Origin of the sequence: Rathayibacter sp. VKM Ac-2879 (genome assembly GCF_015351245.1) — a bacterium.
Lineage (GTDB): Bacteria > Actinomycetota > Actinomycetes > Actinomycetales > Microbacteriaceae > Rathayibacter.
On the sequence record NZ_JADKSO010000002.1, the window covers coordinates 456,656 to 480,711 of the forward strand.

The window sequence follows — 24,056 nt, forward strand, 5'->3', positions numbered from 1 at the left end:
TTGCATCAGACAACTGGTCTACCCTCGACACGTGCCCGAATCCGTCGACGTCCCCACCCTCGCGGACGCACCTCCGTCCTACGCTCATCCGGGGGACGCCGGAGCGGATCTGCGCTCCACTGAGGACGTCGTGCTCGCCCCGGGTGAGCGCGCGAGCGTCGGAACCGGAGTCGCGATCGCCCTCCCCGAGGGGCATGTCGGCTTCGTCGTCCCGCGCAGCGGCCTCGCCTTCCGGCACGGCATCAGCGTCGTCAATGCGCCGGGCACGATCGACGCGGGCTACCGCGGCGAGATCCGGGTGGCGCTTCTGAATACCGACCGTGACGAGAGCTATCGCGTCACGGCGGGCGACCGGATCGCGCAGCTCGTGATCGTCCCCGTGGTGCGCGCGAGCTTCACCGCCGTCGCCGAGCTCCCCGAGTCGGCCCGGGGCACGGGCGGCTTCGGATCGACCGGCTACGCGGCCGCGCCCGTCGTCCCCCAGTCATCCAGCATCCCCGAGGAGAGCTCATGAGCGACATCCAGCCCGCGGCTTCGTCCGACGAGACCCTCGAGCCGGACTTCGAGAAGTCCGCGCCCGAGGACCGCGCCGAGGCCGGTCCACTCGACGAGCGCGAGGCGAACCCGGTCCGCCCGTACATCGACCTCGGCGGGGTGAAGGTGCTCCCGCGAGAGGGCATGCACATCCGCCTCGAGGTCGAGGAGGGGACGAAGCGCGTCATCGCGGTGGGCCTCGACTATGCGAACTCGACTCTTCAGGTGCAGCCGTTCTCGGCGCCCCGGTCCTCCGGTCTGTGGCACGAGATCCGGAGTCAGATCGCGGAGCAGATCGGTCGCCAGGGCGGAACGACCTCGGAGCAGGAGGGTGTCTTCGGGCCTGAGCTCGTGGCCGAGCTTCCGGTCGCGGGGGGCGAGGCCCGGGTGGCGCGCTTCGTCGGAGTCGACGGCCCGCGCTGGTTCCTCCGTGGCGTGATCGCAGGAGCGGGGGCGGTCGAACCAGAGGCGGCCGCCGCCATCGAAGACTTGTTCCGCAGCATCGTGGTGGTGCGTGGCAACGGTCCGATGCCGCCCCGTGACCTCATTCCCCTCAAAGTCCCCACCGGCAGCCAGACCCAGCAGAGCGCGAGCTGATCGCAATGGAACCCGGTCGGTCCGAGCCCGGCGCCCCGTCGGGCGAGCCGCCGCAGGCGCGCCCGGAGGTGGCCGATGCGATCACGCAGGCCGCGCGTCGCTCGGGGCTCGGAGCGGTCGCCGACGGCGAATCGTTCGACGGGCAGGCGCTGCTGCGCAGCATGGGCGGAGTGCGGGGGATCCTCGAAGCCGTCGTCCCGGGTGTGGCATTCGTCCTCTTCTACACGGTGACGAGCGAGCTCGTCCTGTCGTTGCTCGCCTCCGTCGGGCTCGCAGTGGTCTTCACCGTCGCGCGCGTGCTCGGCCGCACCCCGGTCGTCCAGGCGCTCGGCGGGCTCCTGGGCGTGGTCGTCTCGGCGGTTCTCGCTCTGATGACGGGGCGCGCCGTCGACAACTTCGTGCCCGGGCTCATCACGAACCTCGCCTACGGGCTGGTGTTCCTCGTGTCGGTGCTCGTGCGCTGGCCCCTCATCGGCGTCGGCGCCGGCTACCTCATGGGCGACGGGACGGCGTGGAGGCAGGACAGACGCAAGCGCCGTCTCTTCTCGGCCCTGTCGCTCGCGTGGGCCGGGCTCTTCCTCCTCCGACTCGCCGTGCAGTACCCCCTGTTTCTCGCTGAGGACACGACCGCGCTCGGCACCTGGAAGCTCGTCTTGGGGCTCCCGCTCTATGCGCCGCTGCTGGTGCTGACGGTGCTCGCCGTCCGGGCGGAGTACCGCGGCGCCTCCGAACGCGGCAACGCGTCCTAGTCGGGGAGCGACAGCCGAACACGCCCACGACGCATAGAATTGTCTCGACGTCGAGATACATGCTCCCCGCCTCCTCGCCTCATCTCGAGCGCGGCGGGTGGGAGCGGCGACGTCGTGGTGTTAGGCCCTCCTTGGTGGCAGCCCGCCGTGGGTGGTCGTCAAGATGGGTTCGGAGAGGTGGCTCGGCCCGTCGGCGCGAGTCACAGTCAGCGAAGGAGAGGGCGACGTGTCCGCGGTAGACAGCTTTGGATCGAAAGACACCCTGAAGGTCGGCTCGACCGACTACGAGGTGTTCCGTATCGACCGGGTCCCCGGTCACGAGAAGCTCCCGTTCAGCCTCAAAGTGCTGCTCGAGAACCTCCTCCGCACGGAGGACGGCGCGAACATCACCGCGGAGCATATCCGCGCGCTCGGCGAGTGGGTGCCGGAGGCGGAGCCCGACACCGAGATCCAGTTCACCCCGGCACGTGTGGTCATGCAGGACTTCACCGGCGTGCCCTGCATCGTCGACCTCGCGACCATGCGCGAGGCCGTCGCGGCCCTCGGCGGCGACGCCAAGAAGATCAACCCGCTCGCACCGGCCGAGATGGTCATCGACCACTCCGTCATCGCCGACCTCTTCGGCACCGCAGACGCCCTCGAGCGCAACGTCGAACTCGAGTACGAGCGCAACGGCGAGCGCTACCAGTTCCTCCGCTGGGGACAGACGGCTTTCGATGACTTCAAGGTGGTCCCGCCGGGGACCGGCATCGTCCACCAGGTCAACATCGAATACCTCGCCCGGGTCACGATGACCCGCGAGGTCGACGGTGCGTTGCGCGCCTATCCGGACACCTGTGTAGGCACCGACTCGCACACCACCATGGTGAACGGCCTCGGCGTGCTCGGCTGGGGCGTGGGCGGCATCGAGGCCGAGGCGGCGATGCTCGGCCAGCCGGTGTCGATGCTCATCCCCAAGGTGGTCGGCTTCAAGCTCTCGGGGGCGATCCCCACCGGTGTCACGGCAACCGACGTCGTTCTCACCATCACCGAGATGCTCCGCAAGCACGGCGTGGTCGGCAAGTTCGTCGAGTTCTACGGAGCCGGCGTCGCCGAGGTCCCGCTCGCCAACCGGGCCACCATCGGAAACATGAGCCCCGAGTTCGGCTCCACCGCAGCGATGTTCCCCATCGACGACGTGACCCTCGACTACCTGCGTCTCACCGGACGCAGCGCGGAGCAGATCGAGCTGGTCGAGCAGTACTCCAAGCTGCAGAAGCTCTGGCACGACCCGGCCGTAGAGCCCGTGTTCAGCGAGTACCTCGAGCTGGACCTCAGCACGGTCGTGCCGTCGATCGCCGGACCCAAGCGTCCGCAGGACCGTATCGAGTTGTCGGCCGCGAAGGCCCAGTTCGAGTCCGACCTCACCAACTACGCCGACGTCTCCCACGATCTCGTCGACCTGACGATCGCCGAATCGTTCCCTGCCTCCGACCCCGGCGAGCTCCAGCCGCAGGACGAGCACAGCACGCACTCCCACGTGCACCGTTCGCACGCGCCGGCCACCGCCTCCAAGCCGACCACCGTCGAGCTCGGCGAGGGGGAGAGCTTCACGATCGACCACGGAGCGGTCGCCATCGCCGCGATCACCTCCTGCACGAACACTTCCAACCCCTCCGTGATGCTCGCCGCGGGCCTGCTCGCTCGCAATGCAGCACAGAAGGGCCTCACGGCGAAGCCGTGGGTCAAGACCACGCTGGCGCCCGGCTCCAAGGTCGTCACCGACTACTACGAGAAGGCTGGCCTGACCGAGTCGCTCGAGGCGCTCGGCTTCTACACCGTCGGCTACGGCTGCACGACCTGTATCGGCAACTCCGGTCCGCTGCTCGATGAGATCTCGACGGCCGTGCAGGACAACGACCTTGCCGTGACCGCTGTGCTCTCGGGAAACCGCAACTTCGAGGGCCGCATCAACCCCGACGTCAAGATGAACTACCTTGCGAGCCCGCCGCTCGTGATCGCGTACGCGCTGGCCGGCTCGATGAACTTCGACTTCGAGGTCGATGCGCTCGGCACCGACTCCGAGGGCAACGAGGTGTTCCTCAAGGACATCTGGCCGGACGCCGCCGAGGTGCAGGCGACGATCGACTCCTCGATCGACAAGTCGATGTTCGAGACGCAGTACAGCGGAGTGTTCGACGGCGACGAGCGCTGGCGGTCGCTGCAGACCCCAGAGGGCTCGATCTTCGAGTGGGACGAGACCTCGACCTACGTCCGCAAGCCCCCGTACTTCGATGGCATGACGATGGAGACGACTCCCGTCACCGACATCGCCGGAGCCCGCGTGCTCGCCAAGCTCGGCGACTCCGTCACCACCGACCACATCAGCCCCGCCGGTTCGATCAAGGCTGACAGCCCGGCGGGACAGTACCTCGCCGCGCACGGAGTCGACCGCAAGGACTACAACTCCTACGGCTCGCGCCGTGGCAACCACGAGGTGATGATCCGCGGCACGTTCGCGAACATCCGTCTGCGCAACCAGCTGCTCGACGGCGTAGAGGGCGGGTACACCCGCGACTTCACGAAGCCCGATGCGCCGCAGTCGTTCATCTACGACGCCTCCGAGAACTACCAGGCCCAGGGCACCCCGCTCGTCATCCTGGGCGGCAAGGAGTACGGCTCTGGGTCCTCGCGCGACTGGGCGGCGAAGGGGACCAGCCTCCTGGGTGTCAAGGCGGTCATCGTCGAGAGCTTCGAGCGCATCCACCGCTCGAACCTGATCGGCATGGGAGTCGTCCCGCTGCAGTTCCCGGCTGGCGAGAGCTGGGCCTCGCTCGGACTTGACGGAACGGAGTCGATCAGCATCTCGGGCATCGAGAAGCTGAACGAGGGAGTCACGCCCAAGACGGTGCACGTCGTCGCCGAGCCGACCGAGCACTCGCCTGCGGGCAAGCAGCCGATCGAGTTCGATGCGGTCGTCCGCATCGACACCCCCGGTGAGGCCGATTACTACCGCAACGGCGGCATCCTGCAGTACGTGCTGCGTTCGCTGGTCTGATCCGTCCGACAGGGATGCGCCTCCCCTGATGGGGGAGGCGCATCCCTGTTCCCGGCACCCCCGCGCGTAGACTCGGGAGACGTCCTCACCCCTCGACTCGACCCGGAAGGCGGCGCGAATGGCTGTTCTCGAGACCATCGGCGGCCCTCGCGACCTCGATCGCCTGACCCGGAGTGAGCTCGAGACCCTGGCCCAAGAGATCCGCGACTTCCTCGTCCGCGAGGTCTCGAAGACCGGCGGCCATCTCGGCCCGAACCTCGGGGTCGTCGAGACGACCATCGCGATCCACCGCGTGTTCGACTCCCCGCGGGACGCGATCATCTTCGACACCGGACACCAGTCGTATGTGCACAAGCTGCTGACAGGTCGCCAGGACTTCTCGGGGCTGCGTCAGCGCGGCGGGCTCGCCGGCTATCCGCAGCGCTCGGAGTCGCCCCACGACATCGTCGAGAGCTCCCACGCCTCAAGCTCCCTCTCGTGGGCGGACGGCATCTCTCGTGCCTTCGCCATGACGGGACAGAAGGACCGCCACGTGGTCGCGGTGGTGGGCGATGGCGCGCTCACGGGCGGCATGACCTGGGAGGCGCTGAACAACATCAGCGATGACAATGCCCGCGGGCTCGTCATCGTCGTCAACGACAACGGCCGCTCCTACGCGCCGACGATCGGCGGCATGGCCCGCTTCCTCAACGGTGTGCGCACGCGTCGGAGCTATCGCACGCTGCACCGAGGCTCGCGCGCCGTCTCGGAGCGGCTCGGCGGCCCCGCGGCAGCCGTCTATCGAGGGGTGCGTGGCGGTCTCCATGGGTTCCTCAGTCGCTTCATCAACAACGAGGCGCTCTACTCCAACCTCGACATCAAATACCTCGGCCCCATCGACGGGCACGATCTCACCGCGATGGAGGAGGCGCTCCAGCAGGCCAAGGACTACGGTCAGCCCGTCATCGTGCACGCCATCACGCAGAAGGGCAAAGGTTTCGAGCCTGCCGTCCAGGACCTCGCCGACCAGTTCCACGCCGTCGGGCAGATCGACCCCGAGACGGGCGAGCCGCTGAGCGCGAGCGGCACTCGCTCCTGGACCTCGGTCTTCGCGGAGGAGATCGTGACCCTCGCCGACGACAACCCCGCCATCGTGGGGATCACCGCCGCGATGCTCCGACCTGTGGGGCTCGACCGTCTTGCCGAGAAGTACCCCGAGCGGGTGTTCGACGTCGGTATCGCCGAGCAGCACGCCGTGACCTCGGCCGCGGGGCTCGCTTTCGGCGGACTGCATCCCGTCGTCGCCCTCTATGCCACGTTCGTGAACCGCGCCTTCGATCAGGTGCTCATGGACGTCGCGCTGCATCGCGCCGGCGTCACCTTCGTGCTCGACCGTGCGGGAGTGACAGGTCCCGACGGACCGAGCCACCACGGCATGTGGGATCTCGCGATCCTGCAGGTCGTCCCGAACATCCGCCTGGCGGCTCCGCGAGACTCCGTGCGTCTGCGCGAAGAGCTCAGGGAGGCGGTGCGCGTCGACGACGCGCCGACCGTCGTGCGCTTCTCGAAGGGAAACGTCGGCGACGAGATCGACGCGGTGGAGCGACTCCACGACGGCGTCGACGTGCTCAGCCGCGCCGAGCGACAGGATGTGCTGCTCGTGACCGTCGGCCCGATGGCGGCAATGGGGCTCGATGTGGCTCGCCGTCTGGCCGCGCAGGGGATCGGAGCCACCGTCGTCGATCCGCGGTGGGTCGTGCCCGTGCCCTCCAGCATCATCGAGCTCGCTCGCGACCACCGCATCGTCGTGTCGATCGAGGACGGCGTGCGCGTCGGCGGCATCGGCACCCGTATTCGCCAGGACCTCCGCGAGGCGGGCGTCGACACAGCGGTCACCGAGCTAGGGCTGCCCGACCAGTTCCTCGACCACGCCAAGCGCGAAGAGATCCTCGAGGATGTGGGGCTCACTCCGCAGCACATCGCCCGCGACGTCGTCGCGCAGGTTCTCGGCAGCAAGATCCCCGTCGCCCGTCCGCTGCCCGACGAGGTGGCCGCCCACGACGAGGCCCGTAGCGCCGAGTAGCCCGGCAGCGCCGTACGGGGCGCCTGCGGCGTACCGCAGACACCCCTCGCCCTCAGGCCACGCCGCGGATGACGGGGTGATGGAACGTGTCGCCGAACGCCCGTTCGCTCGCGCCGACACGATCGAGGTAGGGGGTCAGACCGCCCATCTGGAACGGGTAGCCCGCTCCGAGAATGAGGCACAGATCGATGTCCTCGGCCGCATGCACGACATCGTCGTCGAGCATCCGCTTGACCTCGTCGGCCAGACCGGTCTCGACGCGCAGCCGCAGCTCGTCCGCCGTCATCGGCTCCGTGCCGCCGGCGACGATCGCCACGGCACGCTTGTCGATGCCCTTCACCCGGCCCTTGGAGTCGCGTTCGAACACGTGGCCGAGCTCGGCCAGCCGGTGCAGGTTGGCGCTGTCGTAGAAGCGGTCGGGGAACGCCGCATGGTGCGTGTCGAGCACGTGCGCGCCGACCTTGAGGCCCACCAGCTCGAGCAGCTCGAAGGGCGTCATCGGCAGACCGAAGGGGGCGAGCGAGCGCTCGACCACCTCGAAAGGCGTGCCGGTGTCGACGGCGTGCATCGCCTCCCCGAGCACCTTCGCCAGCACGCGGTTGACGACGAAGCCCGGAGTGTCGCGAGTGATGACCGCGTTCTTCTTGAGCTTCGCCGCAGTCACCATCGCGGTCGAGAGGGTCTCGTCGTCGGTGTTCGGGGTGCGCACGACCTCGATGAGAGGCATCACCGCGACCGGGTTGAAGAAGTGGAAGCCGACCAGGCGCTCGGGGTGGTCGAGCCTCTCGCCGATCCGTTCGACCGAGAGGGAGGAGGTGTTGGTGGCCAGGACTGCCGTGGGCGAGACGTGCCGTTCGATGTCCGCGAAGACCTCCTGCTTGACCGAGAGCTCCTCGAACACGGCCTCGATCACCCAGTCCGCATCGGCGAAATCGGCCCGGTTGGTTGTGCCGGTGACGAGGCTGCGGAGGCGGTTGGACTCGTCGGGCGAGATGCGCCCCTTGGCCAGGAGAGCGTCGATCTCGCCGACGATCGTCGCGACACCCTTGTCGACGCGCGACTGGTCGAGGTCGGTGATCACGACGGGCACCTGGAGGCGACGGACGAAGAGGAGGGCGAACTGCGTCGCCATGAGGCCGGCCCCGATCACGCCTACCTTGGTCACCGGCTTGGCGAGACCCTTGTCCGGAGCCCCGGCTGGCCGCTTCGCACGCTTCTGCACGAGGTCGAAGGCATAGATGCTCGCGCGGAACTGGTCGCCGGAGATCAGGTCGGCCAGAGCCTCGTCCTCGGCGGCGAACCCCTCGGCGCGCGTGGTGTTCTTCGCGGCCTTCAGGAGCTCGAGGGCTCGGTACGGGGAGGAGGCGACGGTGCCGATCCGCTCTTCCAGCTGCTTGCGCGCGATCGAGATCGCCACGTCCCATTTGACGAGGCGCTCGAGCTTGCCCGGCGCGTGCGGGCGCTCGACCCTGACCGTGCCGCCCAGAACGCCGTCTGCCCAGCGCAGGGAGTCTTCGAGGAAGCTCGCCGAGGAGAAGATCGCGTCAGCGATGCCCAGGTCGAACACCTCCTGGCCCTTGAGGGTGCGGTTGTTCTTGAGCGGGTTCTCGACGACGACCTTGAGCGCGTTCTCGATGCCGATGAGGTTGGGGAGGAGCCAGGCGCCTCCCCAGCCGGGGATGATGCCGAGGAAGACCTCGGGGAGCCCGAGCGCCGGGATCGACGCGTCGACAGTGCGATAGTCGGCGTTGAGGCCGATCTCGGTGCCACCGCCCAGGGCCAAGCCGTTGATGAACGCGAAGGACGGGACGCCGAGCTCGCTCAGCATCCCCAGCGTCCGATGTCCCAGCCGCGCAAGTTGCCGGCCGAGCTCGCGGCTCGGGATCTGCCCCACCTTGCTGAGGTCGGCTCCCGCAGCGAGGATGAACGGCTTGCCGGTGACGCCGACAGCCTGGATCTCGCCGCGGGACGCGCGCTCCTTCTGGGCGACGAGCACGTCGGCCAGCTCGAACAGGGAGGCCGGTCCGAAGGTGTTCGGCCGCGTGTGGTCGCGGTCGTTGTCGAGCGTGATGAGCGCGAGCGTGCGGCCACTGGGCAGCGGCACGTCTCGAACGTAGGAGTGAGTGACGACCTCGCCCTCGGCGAGGTCGACCAGGTTCTCGAATCCGTCGAGCATGGGTCAGCGTCCCTTCCGTCGTGCGCTCTTGCCGTCGAAGTGCGGGTTCTCCCAGATGACCGTGCCGCCCTGCCCGAGGCCGACGCACAGCGCCGTGAGGCCGTAGCGGACCTCCGGGTGCTCCTCGAACTGGCGAGCGAGCTGAATCATCAGGCGGACCCCGGAGGACGCGAGCGGGTGCCCGATCGCGATCGCCCCGCCGTACTCATTCACTCGAGGGTCATCGTCGTCGAGGCCGAAGTGGTCGAGGAAGGAGAGGACCTGCACCGCGAACGCCTCGTTGAGCTCGAAGAGACCGATGTCCTCGATACGCAGGCCCGCCTTCGCGAGGGCCTTCTCGGTGGAGGGGACCGGGCCCAGTCCCATGATCTCGGGCTCGACGCCCGCGTAGGCGAAGGCGACCATCCGCATCTTCGTGCTCAGACCGAGCTCGGCTGCCGCCTCGGCGCTCGCGAGCAGAGACACGGTCGCGCCATCGTTGAGACCAGAGGAGTTGCCGGCCGTCACTCGCCCGTGCGGACGGAACGGCGTGCGCAGCGTCGCGAGGCCCTCGAGGGTCGTGTCAGGGCGCGGCGCCTCGTCGGCGGTCGCCAGCCCCCATCCAGACGCGCTGCGCGTCGCCACGGGCACGAGGTCGGGCTGGATCTTGCCGGCCGCGTAGGCGGCGGCGAGCTTCTGCTGGCTCCGCAGGGCGTAGTGGTCGGCGCGCGCCTTGGTGAGATGCGGGAAGCGGTCGTGGATCTTCTCCGCCGTCTTGCCCATGTTGAGCGCATCCTCGCCCACGAGACGCTCGGAGAGGAAACGCGGGTTCGGGTCGGCTCCAAAGCCCATGGGGTGGCGGCCCATGTGCTCCACGCCGCCAGCGATGACCACGTCGTAGGCGCCGAACGCGATGCCGCCCGCGGTCGTGGTCACCGACGTCATCGCGCCGGCGCACATGCGGTCGATCGCGAAGCCAGGCACCGACCGGGGCAGGCCCGCGAGCAGGGCCGCCGTGCGTCCGAGGGTGAGCCCCTGGTCGCCCTGCTGCGTCGTGGCGGCGATGGCCACCTCGTCGACCCGCTCCTTCGGCAGTGAGCTGTTGCGCTCGAGGAGCGCGATCATCGCCTTGACGATGAGGTCATCGGCTCGGGTCTGCCAGTACATACCCTTTTCACCGGCTCGCCCGAACGGAGTACGGACTCCATCGACGAACACGATCTCGGATCTCTCGGCCACAATGCCTCCCAGGAACTCACGGTCGCCGTCGATCGTAGGAAGGCGACCACGCGAACCCGAATCCTTTGCCGCTTCCTACGAAGCGGTTTCGGCGCCGTCGCTCGGCGCTTGGGCTGCTTCGACAAACGCGGTCGCGATGGACCCGGCGGTGGCCTCGATCTGCCACGGACGCGCGCCGGCGCGCAGGAGCTCGGCGGCGACGGTGTCCGTGTCGACGGGCTCCGGCGGGCTCCACGCGAGACGCCGGAGAATCTCGGGCGTCAGCAGATTCTCGACGGGAAGGGAGAGGAGCTCCGCGATCTCGGTGACGACGGCGCGCCCCGCTTTCAACCGGGCGTCGGCCGGGGGATTGCGGTCGCCCCATGCGCGGGGCGGGGGCAACGTCTCGACGGCGGGCCGGGTCGGAGTCGGCAGGTCGTCGGTCGTCCGCCCTCGTTCGATCGCCTCCCACCAGCGCTCGACCTCGCCGCGGCTCGCGCGACCTGTGAAGTCACGACGCCCCGAGAGTTGCCCGACGCTCGTCGGGACGTTGCGGGCGACCGCGAGGATCGAGGAGTCAGGGATCAAGCGGCCGGGAGCGATGTCGCGCTCGCGCGCGAAAGCGTCACGTGCGAGCCAGAGCTCGCGGGCCACAGCGAGCGGCCGGGGTCCGCGCAGAGAGTGGATGCCCGAGAGCTTCCGCCAGGGGTCTGTGGGCGCGAGCTTCGGGAGGCGGGCGAGGGTCGCGGCGAACTCTTCCCGCGCGATGCGCGTTTTGCGGGCCTCGATGAGCATCTCCTCCATGCGATCGCGCAGGTCGACGAGCAGCTCGACGTCCTTCGCCGCATAGACGAGCCAGCTCTGGGGGAGTGGCCGCGTCGACCAGTCGGCGGCGGAGTGCTCCTTCGCGAGGTGGATGCCCAGCAGGTCCTCTACGACAGCGCCGAGGCCGACCTTGGGCAGGCCGAGCAGCCGTGCGGCGAGCTCGGTGTCGAAGATGCGGGAGGGGTCGAGCCCGACCTCGCGCAGGCAGGCGAGATCCTGGCTCGCGGCGTGCAAGACCCACTCCTCGTCGCCGATCGCCTCCTGCAGCGCGTCCATCCTCCCAAGAGCGGGCGGGTCGAAGAGGAACACGCCAGCCCCACGTCGGTACATCTGAATGAGGTAGGCGCGCTGCGAGTAGGTGAAGCCCGAGGCGCGCTCGGCGTCGACGGCGACGGGGCCGACGCCTGCCGACAGGGCATCGACGGCGGCAAGGAGCTCGTCGGGGGTGGAGAGGACGCGGTAATCAGTCACGGTAGTTCCGTCGGTGGGCGAGTGAGGTCACGCCGTCTCCGGCGACAGGCGGAAGGCCCGCGAGCATGCACAACAGCTCACCCCACCCTTCGACGTGGGCGGCGAGCTCTGCGTCGCGGGGGGTCCAGGATGCGCGGATCTCGATCTGCGCGCCATCTCCCTGCGCGGCGAGTTCGCCGAAGCCGGTCGAGAGCACAGTGGTCGCGGTCCCGGACGCGGCGGTGTAGGAGGCGTCTCTCGCGGCGAGCGCATCGACCAGCCACGACCAGGCGACTTCGGCGAGGAACGGGTCGGTGCCGATCTCGACCTCGAGCGGCGCCTGGGCGAAGCAGACGATCCTGAACGGGCCCCCCCACTGCTCGGGCTCATCGGGGTCGTGCAGCAGGATGAACCGCCCCGTACCCAGCTCGGAGTCGCGTCCGTGCGTACGAGGAGAGACGTCTCCGGAGAGCGCGAGCGACCACGGCGCGAGCCCCGTCGGCGAGACGATTTCAGAGACGATCAGCTCGGCGCGCGTCGCGGCCAGGCGGATCGACTCCGTGGCGATCCGGAACTCCTCGGGGAGCTGGGACGACGCTGGGAATTCGGGCACGTCCGCAGACTAGGGTCCTCAGGACTCGCTGAGCGGAAGGCACGCCGCGAACGACGGGGGCGGCGACGCTCAGCGGATGCGGGTCCAGCGCGCATAGGTGGCGCCGGAGTCGTCGGCGGCAAGGAGGGTCAGCGAGAAGGCGTCGTCGATCCTCGTCGCGCCCGTCGCGACCGCGAGACCGGGCAGGACGACGCGCGGCGCCGTGGTGAGGCAGATCTCGTCGACGAGCGAGGACGCGAGGAACTGGCCGGTGAGCGAAGCGCCTCCCTCGCAGACGACCCGGTCAAACCCCAGCGAGCGGAGGCTCGCCAGCACTGCCTCCACCGACAGCCTCGACCCCCCGGCCGCCACGCGGACGACCTCGATTCCGGGCGGCACGACGGGGACGTCGGCCGACTCCGGCACGAGCACCAGCACCCGGGCACCATCGCGCATTTCCAGTCGATGTCCCGAGAGATCCCCCGAGGAGGACACGATCGCGAGCGGGACGCGTCGCGGAACCCGATACCCCTCGGCGCGGACACTGGCGGCACCGACCACGACGACATCGGCCTGTTCGCGGAGGACGCCCAGGATCGTGCGGTCGACCCGGTTGGTCAGAGTCTCGCTCGTACCGTCCGCGCCGATGCTCGAGCCGTTGAGGCTCGCGATCATGTTGACCCGTACGCGGACCGCGGAGGGGGCGAGCCAGGCGTTCGCGATCGCCTCCCGCGCCCCCTCCTCGCCGAGGACGATCGCCGGCGCGGGAGGGAGGAGGGGTCGCAGGATCACGCGGCCAGGTGCTCGCGGATCTGCCGCTTCGCTCGGCCGAGGAGCGCGGTCATGCCGCGCAGACGCAGCGGCGACACCGCCTCCGCGAGACCGATCGTCTGCGGGAAGTCGTCGGGAACGGCGAGGACCTCCTCGGCGGTGAGCCCCGCGAGACCTTGGGCGAGGATCGAGGCGAAGCCGCGGGTGGTCGGCGCCTCGCGCGGAGCGGTGGCGTGCAGGTGCACGATCTCGCCGTCGATCTCGACGACGATGAAGACCGGAGCCTGACACTCCTCGACGCGCTCGAAAAGATCGGGGTGGTCGCGGAACCGCTCAGGGAGCTCGGGGAGCTCCTGGGAGAACTCCAGCAGGAGCTGCAAACGCTCGGGCTTCTCGAGCGCCAGGAACTCCTCGCGGATCTCCTGAAGTGCGGACGGAAGCGGCGGGACGGAGGACATGGTTCCCCATTCTCTCATCGCCGGGAGTGCCGCTCCTGTCGGCACGAGGACTCGCCGGGCGAGTCCTCGTGCCGACAGGAGCGGCACTCCCGAATACTCGGATCAGCGGGAAGCGGGAGCCTCGCCGGGCGCGCTGCCGCGGACGATCGGCACGCGCACGGCGCTGCCCCACTCGGTCCACGATCCGTCGTAGTTGCGCACGCCCTCGAAGCCGAGCAGGTGGGTGAGCACGAACCAGGTGTGCGCCGAGCGCTCGCCGATGCGGCAATAGGCGATCACCGAGTCGCCCTCTCGCAGTCCCGCGCCCTCGCGGTAGACGTCGTTCAGCTCGTCGAGCGGTCGGAAGGTGCCGTCCTCGGCCGCCGCCTTCGCCCACGGCACGTTCTGCGCGCTGGGAATGTGTCCGGCGCGCAGCGAACCCTCCTCCGGGTAGGCCGGAGCGGTCGTGCGCTCGCCCGAGTACTCCTCGGGGGAGCGTACGTCGATCAGGGGGTTGCCCAGGTGCGCGAGCACGTCGTCCTTATAGGCACGGATCGCGGTGTCGTCCCGCTCGACAATGGGGTAGTCGACCCGCGCGGGGGTCGACGTCTCCGTCGTGACCGGGCGGCCCTCGGCGATCCACTTGTCGCGACCTCCGTCGAGGAGACGGACGTCCTCGTGGCCGAAGAGCGAGAAGACCCACAGAGCGTAGGCAGCCCACCAGTTGTTCTTGTCGCCGTAGATGACGACCGTCGTGTCGCGCGAGATCCCCTTGCCGCCGACCAGCTCGGCGAACGCGGCGCCCTCGATGTAGTCACGCTGCACCGGGTCGTTGAGGTCGGTGTGCCAGTCGATCTTCACGGCACCCGGGATGTGGCCGACCTCGTAGAGGAGGACGTCCTCGTCCGACTCCACGACGACCAGCCCGGGAGCGCCGAGTCGCTCCTGCAGCCAGTCCGCGCTGACCAATCGTTCGGGGTGGGCGTAGGAGGCGAACTTCGGCGACGGATCGATTTCGACGGACAAGGAGAACCTCCAGGATGGTGCGCGGGGCGCGAGCGTGATTCCACGGCGGGCTACGCTGGAGCCCGCACGTCAGCGACAGTACGCGTCCTCGGATGCGGCCGCATGGGAGCGGCGTAAGAGTTCGACACTCTGCACTCCGCCGTTCAGACGCCCGGCACTGTCCACGCCCGTACACCGGAGGACGACGTCGCACCCCGAGAGAGGAAGACGCGTGGCCACCGAGGACGTCCGCTCGACGACGAGTCTGACCACCCGCTCTCCGCAGATCAGCGGGCACGAGATCGCGTCGACCCTCGTCCCGCCTCGCCAGTTCGAGGGAGCCACGTTCGAGAGCTACCGCCCCGACCCCGCGTACCCCTCGCAGGCCGACGCCGTGGAGGCACTGCGCGAGTTCGCGGCGGGAGGCGCCTCCCGCGGCGGTGGCGGCTTCTTCGGCTTCGGCCGCAAGAAGGCACCGGAGGCGAAGCCCGGTGTCTACCTCGACGGCGGCTTCGGGGTCGGCAAGACCCATCTGCTCGCCGCGATCTGGCACGCCGTCCCGGGCCGCACCTACTTCGGGACGTTCATCGAGTACACGGCCCTGGTCGGAGCGCTCGGCTACGCCGCGACGGTCTCGCTGCTCAAGGGCTCCGCGCTGCTGTGCATCGACGAGTTCGAGCTCGACGACCCGGGCGACACGATGCTGATGACCCGCCTGCTCGGCGAGCTGGTCGCCTCCGGCACCCGCATCGCCGCGACGTCGAATACCCCGCCCAACGCGCTGGGGGAGGGGCGCTTCGCTGCAGCCGACTTCCTCCGCGAGATCCAGTCGATGTCCGAGCACTTCCGCACCATGCGCATCGACGGCACCGACTACCGCCGGCGCGACATCGAGGGCCACGCCGTCGTGCGGACCGACGGCGTGATCGACGAAACACTCCAGCATGCCCCGGCCGGAGCCACCGTCACCGATGACACGTTCCTCGACGCGGTCCACCACCTCGGCACGGTGCATCCGTCCCGGTACATCAAGGTGATCGACGGACTCGACGCCATCGTCCTCCGCGACGTGTCGGCGCTCACCGACCAGACCGATGCGCTGCGGCTCGTGGCCTTCATCGACCGCGTGTACGACGCGCAGATCCCGGTGCTCTCTTCCGGCACCCCGCTCGACGAGGTGTTCGGCGGCGGCATGCTCGATGGCGGCTACCGGAAGAAGTACCTCCGGTCGATGTCGCGCCTGATCGCGCTGACCTCGATGACGCCGTTCGCCTGAGGCCCCTCTTTCCGGCGCGGGTTCGTCGCGCGGCGGCGAGTCCGTCGGGTTTCCCGGCGACCCCAGAGGTCGCGCGGTGCGGTTCGCCAGCCGGTCGTAACGCGCTGTTTACCTGGCGGCCCCACCCGTAACATGCTCGAAACCTCGCGCCGCTCGGACCGAAACGTCCTACCGAGAGACTGTGCCCTACCCGAGGTGACCCGACACCTTCGTGTCTGGGATGCGCTCCTGCGTGCTCCCGCATCGGGCTTTTCTCTGCTCAATCACGAGAGGTTCAACAGATGGATCAAGGCAATACCGCGTTCCTGCTCCTGGCGGCAGCGCTGGTTCTGCTCATGACCCCCGGGCTCGCCTTCTTCTATGGCGGACTGGTCCGTGCCAAGAGTGTCATCAGCATGATGATGCTCAGCTTCGGCGCGATGGGGCTCATCGGCGTGCTGTGGGTGCTCTACGGCTACGCGATCACGTTCTCCAACGCGGGAGTCGGCGACTTCGTCGGCATCGACGGGTTCCTCGGGATCGACCTCAGCCAGCTCGGGCTCCAGGCCGCGTTCGACGAGGCCACGGGAGGCGACATCACCGCCGCCTACCCGACCCTCGCCTTCGCGAGCTTCCAGGCCACGTTCGCGATCATCACGGTCGCGCTGATCTCGGGAGCGATCGCCGACCGCGCCAAGTTCGGCGCCTGGATGGTCTTCGCCGGCGTCTGGGCCACCCTGGTCTACTTCCCGGTCGCCTCGTGGGTGTTCAACTTCACCGTCACAGACGGCAAGGTCAGCGACGGCGGCTGGATCGCCTACAACATCGGCGCCAACGACTTCGCCGGCGGAACGGCGGTCCACATCAACGCTGGAGCCGCGGCCCTCGCCCTGGCTCTGGTCCTCGGCAAGCGCGTCAACTTCACCAAGGGCGCCCACCAGCCGCACAACCCGCCGTTCGTCCTCCTCGGTGCGGGCCTCCTGTGGTTCGGCTGGTTCGGGTTCAACGCCGGCTCCGAGCTCGCCGCCGACGGGATCGCGGCCGTCGCCTTCCTCAACACCATCGCCGCCCCCGCGGCCGGTGTGCTCGGCTGGCTCCTGGTCGAGAAGATCAAGGACGGCAAGCCCACCTCGGTCGGTGCCGCCTCCGGAGCCGTGGCCGGCCTGGTCGCTATCACCCCCGCCTGTAACATCCTCACCCCCTTCTGGGCGATCGTGCTCGGTATCGTCACCGGCGCCATCTGCGCTCTGGCGATCGACCTGAAGTACAAGCTCGGCTTCGACGACTCGCTCGACGTCGTGGGCGTGCACCTCGTCGGTGGTCTGATCGGAACGCTCTACATCGGCTTCTTCGGGAACAACGTCGGACTGCTCTTCGGCTTCGGCTTCGACCAGCTCGGAAAGCAGGCCGTTGCGGCCTTCGCCGTGCTGATCTACTCCTTCCTCATGACGCTCCTCATCGGCTGGGTCATCCAGAAGACGATGGGATTCCGCGTCAAGAACGAAGACGAGATCGCGGGAATCGACACCGCGATCCACGGCGAGTCGGGCTACGTCCTGGCGGACTGAGCGCTAGCGCTACCCGCTCGACGGGGTGTCTGCTCTTCGGAGCAGGCACCCCGTCGTCGTTCGCGTCGTCGGACGCGCGACAGCGAGCATCCGAGCTAGGGTTCCGGGGTGCCCTCCTCGCGCTCGGTCCTCTCCCTGTTCCTCCGGCTGCTGGGCCGCGCGAGTGCACCGCGCGCCGATGCCGCGCCGCACGCCCGGCGTCCCTACCTGACGACGACGGCTCCGACTCCCGGGGCGAGCGGAGTCGGGCGGACCGTCGAGGTCGATCCGACGCGGCTGCGCGGCGTGCAGGTCGGCTACGCGCCTACTCCCGACGGCGACCCCGATCCCGGCGAGATCGTCTGGACCTGGGTCCCGTACGAAGAGGACGACGGCCGCGGCAAGGACCGCCCCGTCCTGGTTCTCGCGGTCGAGAAGGCGGGGACCGTGCTCGCGGTACGGCTCAGCTCGAAGGAGCACGACGGCTACCTGGCCGTCGGAACCGGTGCGTGGGACCCCGAGGGTCGCGCGAGCTTCATCGACCCGGAGCGGGTGTTCCGCGTGCATCCGGCCGGGATGCGACGCGAGGGATCGGCGCTCGAGCGGTCGCGGTTCGAGATCGTGGCCCGGACGGTCGCCGCACGCTACGGCTGGCGCTGATCGATCCCGTCAGCTGCGCGGCCCGACGGTGATGAAGGTCGGATGCTTGGCGAGCCGACCGTCTCCCGAGGAGGTTCCCGTGAGCCTCCGCCGTACCCACGGTGCGACGTGCCGCCGGTAGTACGCGGCGGAGCCCCCGGGCGCGACGGGCTCGGCGGCCGGCTCGTCGTCCGGCGGGGGAGTCAGGCCGAGGGAGGTCAGGACACGCTCGGTGACCCGTCGATGGCCGCGCGGGCCGAGGTGCAGGCGATCCTCCGACCAGAGGGACGGATCGGCGAAGCCGGGGTCGTTCCAGTTGTCGGCCACCACCACGTCGTCGCGTCCCGCGAGCCGTCGGAGAACGGCGTCGGTCAGGGCATCGCCTCGGCCGCGGATCATCCCGCCGAGCGGTAGGCGCGGCGACGGATCGGCGCCCGCGAGCGCGATGAGCGTCACGCCCTCGGCGTCGCAGCGGCCGAGGACGTCCGCGTACACGTCGGCGATCCGCGCGATGTCCGCGCGTGGGCGGAGCATGTCGTTGCCGCCTCCGTTGAACGACAGATGGGTCGGGCGTAGCGCGAGGGCGGCCTCGAGCTGCTCGTCCACGATCGGAGCGATCAGGCGTCCGCGGATCGCGAGGTTCGCGTACTCGACCGGCCCTCCGAGCGCATCGGCCCATCCCTGGGCGGTGCGGTCGGCCCAACCCCGGGGCGAGCCATCGGGCCACTCGTCGCCGACGCCTTCCGTGAAGGAGTCTCCGATGGCGACGAAGCGGATGACGGTCATCGGGGGCAGGATTCGACGCAGCGCATCTCGGCACTGTATCGCGGCTCCATGCCCGCGACGTTCGGCAGGAGTCAGGTGCCGCGACCGGCGAGGAGGAGGGCATCGCCTTGGGACTCGCCGGGGGAGGCGGATCGACTCGACGCCATCCGGAGCCACGCCGCGAGCACGGGAACACGGCGGTAGCGGAGGAAGTCGCGATCGAGGGCACCGACGCCGGGATAGCCGGAGCGGCGAGCCACGAGCTCGAGGCCGCCCAGCCGGTACGGAGACGACTCCATGAGCAGCGTCGCGAGCTCGATGCGGCGCAGCGCGAGGTGTTCGTCGAGCGTGAGCCCATAGAAGCGCGTGAACCGACGCCGGAGCACGAACAGGGCGACCCGCAGCTCCTTCGAGAGCTCGCCGAGGGTGAAGCGCGGATCGAGGTAGCGCTCGTTGACGAGCGCCGCGACGGCGACCGCGAGAACGTCGAGGCGCAGGCCGCCGCGTCGACCGCGTGTCATCGGAACGAACCGGGGAAGGCGGAGGCGCGCGGCGCGCGGCCGAGGGGGACGGCGCTCGACGGCGGGAGGAGTTTCGACAGAGGTCGGGAAGGGAGGGGGAGTGGAGACGGGGGAACCGGCCGCAACAGACGGGGCGTCCGTGATGTGCACGGTGGCTAGGGGATCGCGCGTTCGGGAGACGCAGAACAATACGGGCATGGGGGAGAGACCGCTCACCGCGACAGCGATGACGCGATGGCGCGAATTCGTTCGACGCTGGCGGCGTGAGCGGTTCAGTGTCCGGGTGTGACGTCGACACCCTCGCCGGATGCCGAAGGTCACCCGCAGGCCGATCCGCCCCGCGCGCGGCGCACTCATCTTCGCGACCGAAAGTTCCCTCGTCGAACCGTCCCGGAGGACTCGGACGGTCCGCGAACCAGATCGAGCGGTGTCCCCGCGCGTTCACGACGACTTTGTCAGTTCCTGGGCGCTCATGACTCCGCTCCGGGACGCAGAGGCACCGCGTCGACCCATTCGGCGATCCGACCGGCGCAGATCGCCGCCGAGTCCCGGCCGGAGTCGACCTCGATGTCGTACACGACTCGCCGGTGGACGGACTCGGCCTGGTGCGCAGCCATTCCGAGCAACCGATCTCCGCGCGCCCGCTCCCTCTCCGTTGCGATGTCCGGAGCACACCGGACGCCGACCCAGACGATGTCGAGTCCATCGAGATGATCGCGCAATCGCTCCTGCGACTCCGACCCGTCCAGGAACACGTCGTCCAGAATGATCCGCGCCCCGGTACGAGCCATCGCGACGACGCCTGCCATCCACGCCGCTTCGAGCCGGCGGAACCCGCCGCCGAGTTCTACGGCGCCGTCATCGCCGTACGAGACGCCGTCATCGGCCCCGTCGAGGTGAGGCGGTAAAGCATCCACCAGGGCGTCGATGGAGATGCTCAGGTACGGTTCGGGCAACATCTCCTGCAGGCTCTTGGCAATCGAAGTCTTGCCGGAGCTTGACCCGCCGTTCACGACAATGATGTCCGGGGTCATGATGTGCTGCCTCCTTCGGGCAGGACGTGGACGCGATACCGATCGGTGATCGTTGCGATGTCGTCCTCCAGTCCCGCGGCGCTGGAGCCGACCAGAACAATCCGTCCGCTTGCCTCCCACACGCGGGGTCAGCGCCGATCACGTCGCCGTGCTGTGGGCGAGGTCCGGTGGCGAGCATGGTGCAGCTGTCGCGACAACACTCACACGAACTGACATAATGTGCATTATCGGTTATTCCTGATGGGGCGCGCGCGGCCTGTCCGTCGCGCAGCCTTCAGCCGAAGTCGGAGACGTCTCCCACGAGTCTCGTGTTGTCGTCCGGGATCGGATCGACAGCAGCCAGCGCAACCTCGGCGGCGAACTCGCCCACGTTGTAGAGCCGACCGGCCGACTCGCGGCGCGAGCTGATCGCTCCGGGGTTCGAGCGCTCGAGGAGGGTCGCGGTGATGGTGCCCTCGATCATGTCTCCCGAGACCACCACGAACTCGACACCGCGCTCGGCAAGCTCGCCGATCCGCGCCCGCAATGCGTCCTCGCCCGCGCGCTTCGAGAGGGCCACCGGCTCGTACTCGGGCATAGTCGGGGTGGTGCGGATGAAATGCGCCTGGTGGCTCGTGACGAAGACCACCCGCGACCCTTCGCCGAGAAGCGGAAGCGCCGCCTCCAGCGTGGCCACCTGGGAGTCGCGGTTCAGCACCATCGCGTAGTCCTCCCCCCTGTTGCTCTCCATGCCGCCGGAGGCGTTCAGCACGAGGACGTCGAGCCCCCCGTACTCATTCTCGATGCGCGAGAAGAGTGCCGCGCGCGACCCCGGATCGCTCAGATCGGCGCCGACGGCGATCGCCGCGCCTCCCGCCTCGATGATCTGCGCGACGAGCTTGTCGGCTCGGGGCGCCTTCGAGCGGTAGTTCACGACGACGCGTGCGCCCGCCTCTGCGAAGTAGCGGACGGTGTCGGCGCCGATGCCGCGAGAGGAACCGGTGACGAGGATCCGCTTGCCGTCGAGCGAGCCGGGTGCGAGGGGGTTGGACACGAGGAGATCCTCCAGGAGACCGGCTCAGGCCGGATCGGGCACGAGAACAGGGCCACAGCCCGACTGCCGAGCCTACAAGACCGTCTCCCAGCGCGCTCGCGGCGGGCCTTGATAAAGTTGTGATGCTCGCCGCAGGGAAGGAGCATCGACATGGACACTGTCCTTGACTACGCGTGGATCCTCTGGATTGCGCTCATCCTCGTCTTCGTCGTCGTCGAGATGCTCACCCTCGACTTCACCTTCCTCATGCTCGCGGTCGGCAGTGTCGGCGGGCTGGCCGCAGGGCTGTTCGGAACTCCGTTCGGCGTCCAGGTGATCGTGGCTGCGGTCCTCTCAGCCCTGCTCCTCTTCGCCGTGCGCCCTCCCCTGCTGCGGCTGCTCAAACGCGGAGGCGATCCCACGCCGACGGGCGCCGAGGCGCTCCTCGGTCTGAGCGGCAGCGTGGTACTAGGCGGCAGCGGCGCAAGTCAGGTCAAGCTCGCCAACGGAGAGACGTGGACCGCCCGCCTGTCCCCTCTCGTCGAGAGCCGCACACTCGGAGTCGGCGAGCGTGTCGTCGTCACCGCCATCGAGGGCGCGACCGCGGTCGTCGTCCCCGCCGAAAGGAGCACTCCGTGACCGCCTCCACCTTCGTGACGCTCGTCGTCGTCGCCGTCATCGTCCTCTTCGTGCTGGTCGTGCTCTTTCGAGCGATCCGCATCATCCCGCAGGCGACCGCGGGAGTCGTCGAACGCCTCGGCAAATACCACAAGACCCTCCTCCCCGGCCTCAACCTGGTGGTGCCGTTCGTCGATCGGGTCCGCCCCCTGATCGACCTTCGCGAACAGGTCGTATCCTTTCCCCCGCAACCCGTCATCACCGAGGACAACCTCGTCGTCTCGATCGACACGGTCGTCTACTTCCAGGTGACGGATGCGCGAGCCGCGACCTACGAGATCGCCAACTACCTGGGTGCGGTCGAGCAGCTGACCACCACGACGCTCCGTAACGTCGTCGGAGGCCTCAACCTCGAAGAGGCGCTCACCTCCCGCGACAACATCAACGGTCAGCTGCGCATCGTCCTCGACGAGGCGACGGGCAAGTGGGGCATCCGTGTCGGTCGTGTCGAGCTCAAGGCAATCGACCCGCCGCTCTCGATCCAAGATTCGATGGAGAAGCAGATGCGCGCCGAGCGCGACCGCCGCGCGGTGATCCTGACCGCCGAGGGCACCAAGCAGTCGCAGATCCTCAACGCCGAGGGGCAACGTCAGGCCGCCATTCTCGCCGCGGAGGGTCAAGCCAAGGCCGCGGTCCTCCGGGCCGAGGGTGAGGCGAAGGCCATCACGACCGTCTTCCACGCCATCCACGAAGGACGTCCCGACAGCGGGCTCCTCGCGTACCAGTACCTGCAGACCCTGCCCAAGATCGCCGAGGGCAGCGCCAACAAGGTCTGGCTGGTGCCGACCGAGCTCACCGAGGCGCTCAAGGGAGTCGGCAACGCCTTCGGTCGCCCGGCCGCGCCGCCTCAGAGCACACCCACTCCCCCGCCCGCCTGAGTCGCGCCCCTCTCTCTGCTCCGAGCCCGCGATGACGCCCACCGAGCGAGTCCCCTTCCTCCGGGGAGCGACTCCCCGCGTGATCGCCCATCGCGGGCTCGATCCGGCTGGGCCCGGCAACACCCTGGGAGCGTTCCGTCGCGCTTTGGCCGCCGGCGCCGACATCCTCGAGACCGACGCCCGCGCCTCCCTCGACGGAGTGGCGGTGCTTGTGCATGACGCCGAAGTGATCGACTCAGCTGGACGGCGCCACGTCGTCGCGGACGAGCGATGGGAGGAGCTCGCTTCCCTCGAGCTGCCCGGCGGCGAGTCGCTCCTCGCACTCGCCGACGCCCTGCGTCTCTTGCCCGACGCGCTCATCACTATCGACGTGAAGGCGAACGCCGCGATCCTCCCCGTCGCCGCGGCCGTGAACGATGCCGGCGCCCAGGACCGGGTGCTGCTCACATCCTTCTCCGAGAGGCGCCGTACCGCGACGCTCAGGCGGGTGCCCGGCGCGGCGACGTCCGCGTCAGCCGCTCGCTTCGTGGTCGCTCTCCTCGCCGCCCACGCTGGGCTGCCTCTGATCGTCCGCGCCGCCCTCCGAGGAATCGACGCACTGCAGGTCCCGGAGCGAGCCCTCGGGCTCTCGACCACCGAACCACGCCCGCTCTTGCTATTGCGCGCCGGCGGTCGCGAGGTCCACATCTGGACCGTGAACGAGCCGGAGAGGATGGCTCTCCTGCTCCGACGCGGCGTCGACGGGATTGTGACCGACCGCAGCGATCTCGCGCGAACGGAGATCGATGCCTTCCGGAACGAGCACAGTCGGGCAAGACCGAATACGCCTCCGACCTGAGGATTCTCTGGCAAACGCGGAGACAGGAAGACCACCCCCAGCTACGACGTTGACACTGGGGAAGCACAGCGAGAGGAGACCACACAATGGCAGATCGAAGCTTGCGAGGAATGCGGCTCGGATCCCAGAGCCTGCAGAGCGAAGAAGGCGTCATCTTCTCCCCGCGATCAACCTACGAGTACCACTGCTCCAACTGCGGCCATGACACCGACATGGTGTTCTCGGCCGAGGCGGAGGCGCCGGAGACCTGGGAGTGCCGCTCGTGCGGCCACGAGGCCACGTTGATGGTGGACTCGAAGCCGGTCGTCGTGGACAAGGGCGAGCAGAAAGCACCCCGCACACACTGGGACATGCTGCTCGAGCGCCGGACGCGCGCAGAGCTGGAGGAGCTGCTCGAGGAGCGGCTCGCCTATCTGCGGGCTCGCCGCGGCGAGCACAAGATCGGCGCTTGACGCCG

At 69.0% G+C, this 24,056-nt stretch carries 23 protein-coding genes; 12 read left to right on the top strand and 11 right to left on the bottom strand.

The features are described 5' to 3' along the window. The first annotated feature begins 31 nt into the window (after positions 1-31). The 5 genes from dut to dxs all read left to right on the top strand — a co-directional run bounded on the left by dut (position 32) and on the right by dxs (position 6,979). Positions 32-514 (top strand): dUTP diphosphatase, encoded by a 483-nt coding sequence (gene dut / locus ITJ45_RS07145; RefSeq protein WP_194608194.1) that lies wholly within the window; start codon positions 32-34, stop codon positions 512-514. After that, positions 511-1,131, top strand: a complete 621-nt coding sequence (locus ITJ45_RS07150; RefSeq protein WP_194608192.1) for a DUF3710 domain-containing protein — start codon at positions 511-513, stop codon at positions 1,129-1,131. Before dut ends, ITJ45_RS07150 begins: the two co-directional genes overlap by 4 nt. A gap of 5 nt (positions 1,132-1,136) precedes the next feature. Continuing rightward, positions 1,137-1,880, top strand: coding sequence for a DUF3159 domain-containing protein (locus tag ITJ45_RS07155; protein WP_194608190.1), 744 nt, complete (start codon positions 1,137-1,139; stop codon positions 1,878-1,880). A 226-nt stretch (positions 1,881-2,106) separates the two neighbouring features. Further along, entirely contained in the window at positions 2,107-4,917 is a 2,811-nt protein-coding gene (gene acnA, locus ITJ45_RS07160; protein WP_323742899.1) for an aconitate hydratase AcnA, read from the top strand. A 118-nt stretch (positions 4,918-5,035) separates the two neighbouring features. Continuing rightward, positions 5,036-6,979 (top strand): 1-deoxy-D-xylulose-5-phosphate synthase, encoded by a 1,944-nt coding sequence (gene dxs / locus ITJ45_RS07165; protein ID WP_194608186.1) that lies wholly within the window; start codon positions 5,036-5,038, stop codon positions 6,977-6,979. A gap of 52 nt (positions 6,980-7,031) precedes the next feature. On the opposite strand, the gene ITJ45_RS07170 is transcribed toward dxs, so the two are convergent. The 7 genes from ITJ45_RS07170 to ITJ45_RS07200 all read right to left on the bottom strand — a co-directional run bounded on the left by ITJ45_RS07170 (position 7,032) and on the right by ITJ45_RS07200 (position 14,453). Further along, the gene (locus tag ITJ45_RS07170) at positions 7,032-9,155 is read right to left on the bottom strand and encodes a 3-hydroxyacyl-CoA dehydrogenase NAD-binding domain-containing protein (RefSeq protein ID WP_194608184.1); all 2,124 of its coding nucleotides are present in this window, start codon (positions 9,153-9,155) and stop codon (positions 7,032-7,034) included. Between the two features lie 3 nt (positions 9,156-9,158). Continuing rightward, the gene (locus ITJ45_RS07175) at positions 9,159-10,373 is read right to left on the bottom strand and encodes a thiolase family protein (protein ID WP_194608182.1); all 1,215 of its coding nucleotides are present in this window, start codon (positions 10,371-10,373) and stop codon (positions 9,159-9,161) included. A gap of 75 nt (positions 10,374-10,448) precedes the next feature. After that, positions 10,449-11,648: a ribonuclease D gene (locus ITJ45_RS07180; protein ID WP_194608180.1), complete on the bottom strand. Its 1,200-nt coding sequence runs from the start codon at positions 11,646-11,648 to the stop codon at positions 10,449-10,451. Then, positions 11,641-12,240 (bottom strand): DUF3000 domain-containing protein, encoded by a 600-nt coding sequence (locus ITJ45_RS07185; protein WP_194608178.1) that lies wholly within the window; start codon positions 12,238-12,240, stop codon positions 11,641-11,643. Before ITJ45_RS07185 ends, ITJ45_RS07180 begins: the two co-directional genes overlap by 8 nt. A gap of 69 nt (positions 12,241-12,309) precedes the next feature. Beyond that, positions 12,310-13,011: a dihydrofolate reductase family protein gene (locus tag ITJ45_RS07190; protein ID WP_194608176.1), complete on the bottom strand. Its 702-nt coding sequence runs from the start codon at positions 13,009-13,011 to the stop codon at positions 12,310-12,312. After that, on the bottom strand, positions 13,008-13,448 hold the full coding sequence (locus ITJ45_RS07195; protein ID WP_194608174.1) for a SufE family protein: 441 nt from the start codon (positions 13,446-13,448) through the stop codon (positions 13,008-13,010). Before ITJ45_RS07195 ends, ITJ45_RS07190 begins: the two co-directional genes overlap by 4 nt. Positions 13,449-13,550: 102 nt before the next feature. Beyond that, a complete protein-coding gene (locus ITJ45_RS07200; protein WP_194608172.1) occupies positions 13,551-14,453 on the bottom strand; it encodes a sulfurtransferase in 903 nt (300 codons plus the stop codon). A gap of 211 nt (positions 14,454-14,664) precedes the next feature. Here ITJ45_RS07200 and zapE point away from each other — a divergent pair, with 211 nt between their 5' ends. The 3 genes from zapE (at position 14,665) to ITJ45_RS07215 (ending at position 17,894) form a co-directional block, all read left to right on the top strand. Continuing rightward, a complete protein-coding gene (zapE, locus tag ITJ45_RS07205; protein WP_194608170.1) occupies positions 14,665-15,708 on the top strand; it encodes a cell division protein ZapE in 1,044 nt (347 codons plus the stop codon). Positions 15,709-15,989: 281 nt separating this feature from the next. Beyond that, the gene (locus tag ITJ45_RS07210) at positions 15,990-17,255 is read left to right on the top strand and encodes an ammonium transporter (protein ID WP_194608168.1); all 1,266 of its coding nucleotides are present in this window, start codon (positions 15,990-15,992) and stop codon (positions 17,253-17,255) included. A gap of 108 nt (positions 17,256-17,363) precedes the next feature. After that, positions 17,364-17,894 carry a type II toxin-antitoxin system PemK/MazF family toxin gene (locus ITJ45_RS07215; protein ID WP_323742897.1) on the top strand — a complete coding sequence of 177 codons (531 nt, stop codon included), beginning with the start codon at positions 17,364-17,366 and terminating at the stop codon, positions 17,892-17,894. Between the two features lie 9 nt (positions 17,895-17,903). On the opposite strand, the gene ITJ45_RS07220 is transcribed toward ITJ45_RS07215, so the two are convergent. From ITJ45_RS07220 to ITJ45_RS07235, 4 genes are all read right to left on the bottom strand, one after another. Beyond that, on the bottom strand, positions 17,904-18,659 hold the full coding sequence (locus ITJ45_RS07220) for an SGNH/GDSL hydrolase family protein (protein WP_194608166.1): 756 nt from the start codon (positions 18,657-18,659) through the stop codon (positions 17,904-17,906). A 71-nt stretch (positions 18,660-18,730) separates the two neighbouring features. After that, a complete protein-coding gene (locus tag ITJ45_RS07225; RefSeq protein ID WP_194608164.1) occupies positions 18,731-19,159 on the bottom strand; it encodes a hypothetical protein in 429 nt (142 codons plus the stop codon). 470 nt (positions 19,160-19,629) lie between these two features. Then, the gene (locus ITJ45_RS07230) at positions 19,630-20,193 is read right to left on the bottom strand and encodes a chloramphenicol phosphotransferase CPT family protein (protein ID WP_194608162.1); all 564 of its coding nucleotides are present in this window, start codon (positions 20,191-20,193) and stop codon (positions 19,630-19,632) included. Positions 20,194-20,467: 274 nt separating this feature from the next. After that, complete coding sequence (locus ITJ45_RS07235) at positions 20,468-21,226, bottom strand: SDR family oxidoreductase (protein ID WP_194608160.1); 759 nt, start codon at positions 21,224-21,226, stop codon at positions 20,468-20,470. 150 nt (positions 21,227-21,376) lie between these two features. On the opposite strand from ITJ45_RS07235, the gene ITJ45_RS07240 reads away from it, so the two are divergent. The 4 genes from ITJ45_RS07240 to ITJ45_RS07255 all read left to right on the top strand — a co-directional run bounded on the left by ITJ45_RS07240 (position 21,377) and on the right by ITJ45_RS07255 (position 24,051). Then, complete coding sequence (locus ITJ45_RS07240) at positions 21,377-21,844, top strand: NfeD family protein (protein WP_194608158.1); 468 nt, start codon at positions 21,377-21,379, stop codon at positions 21,842-21,844. After that, positions 21,841-22,761 (top strand): SPFH domain-containing protein, encoded by a 921-nt coding sequence (locus ITJ45_RS07245; protein ID WP_194608156.1) that lies wholly within the window; start codon positions 21,841-21,843, stop codon positions 22,759-22,761. The genes ITJ45_RS07240 and ITJ45_RS07245 overlap by 4 nt, the downstream gene beginning before the upstream one ends. Before the next feature lie 31 nt (positions 22,762-22,792). Continuing rightward, positions 22,793-23,599, top strand: coding sequence for a glycerophosphodiester phosphodiesterase family protein (locus ITJ45_RS07250; RefSeq protein ID WP_194608154.1), 807 nt, complete (start codon positions 22,793-22,795; stop codon positions 23,597-23,599). 86 nt (positions 23,600-23,685) lie between these two features. Further along, the gene (locus ITJ45_RS07255; protein WP_194608152.1) at positions 23,686-24,051 is read left to right on the top strand and encodes an RNA polymerase-binding protein RbpA; all 366 of its coding nucleotides are present in this window, start codon (positions 23,686-23,688) and stop codon (positions 24,049-24,051) included. Positions 24,052-24,056 lie beyond the last annotated feature (5 nt).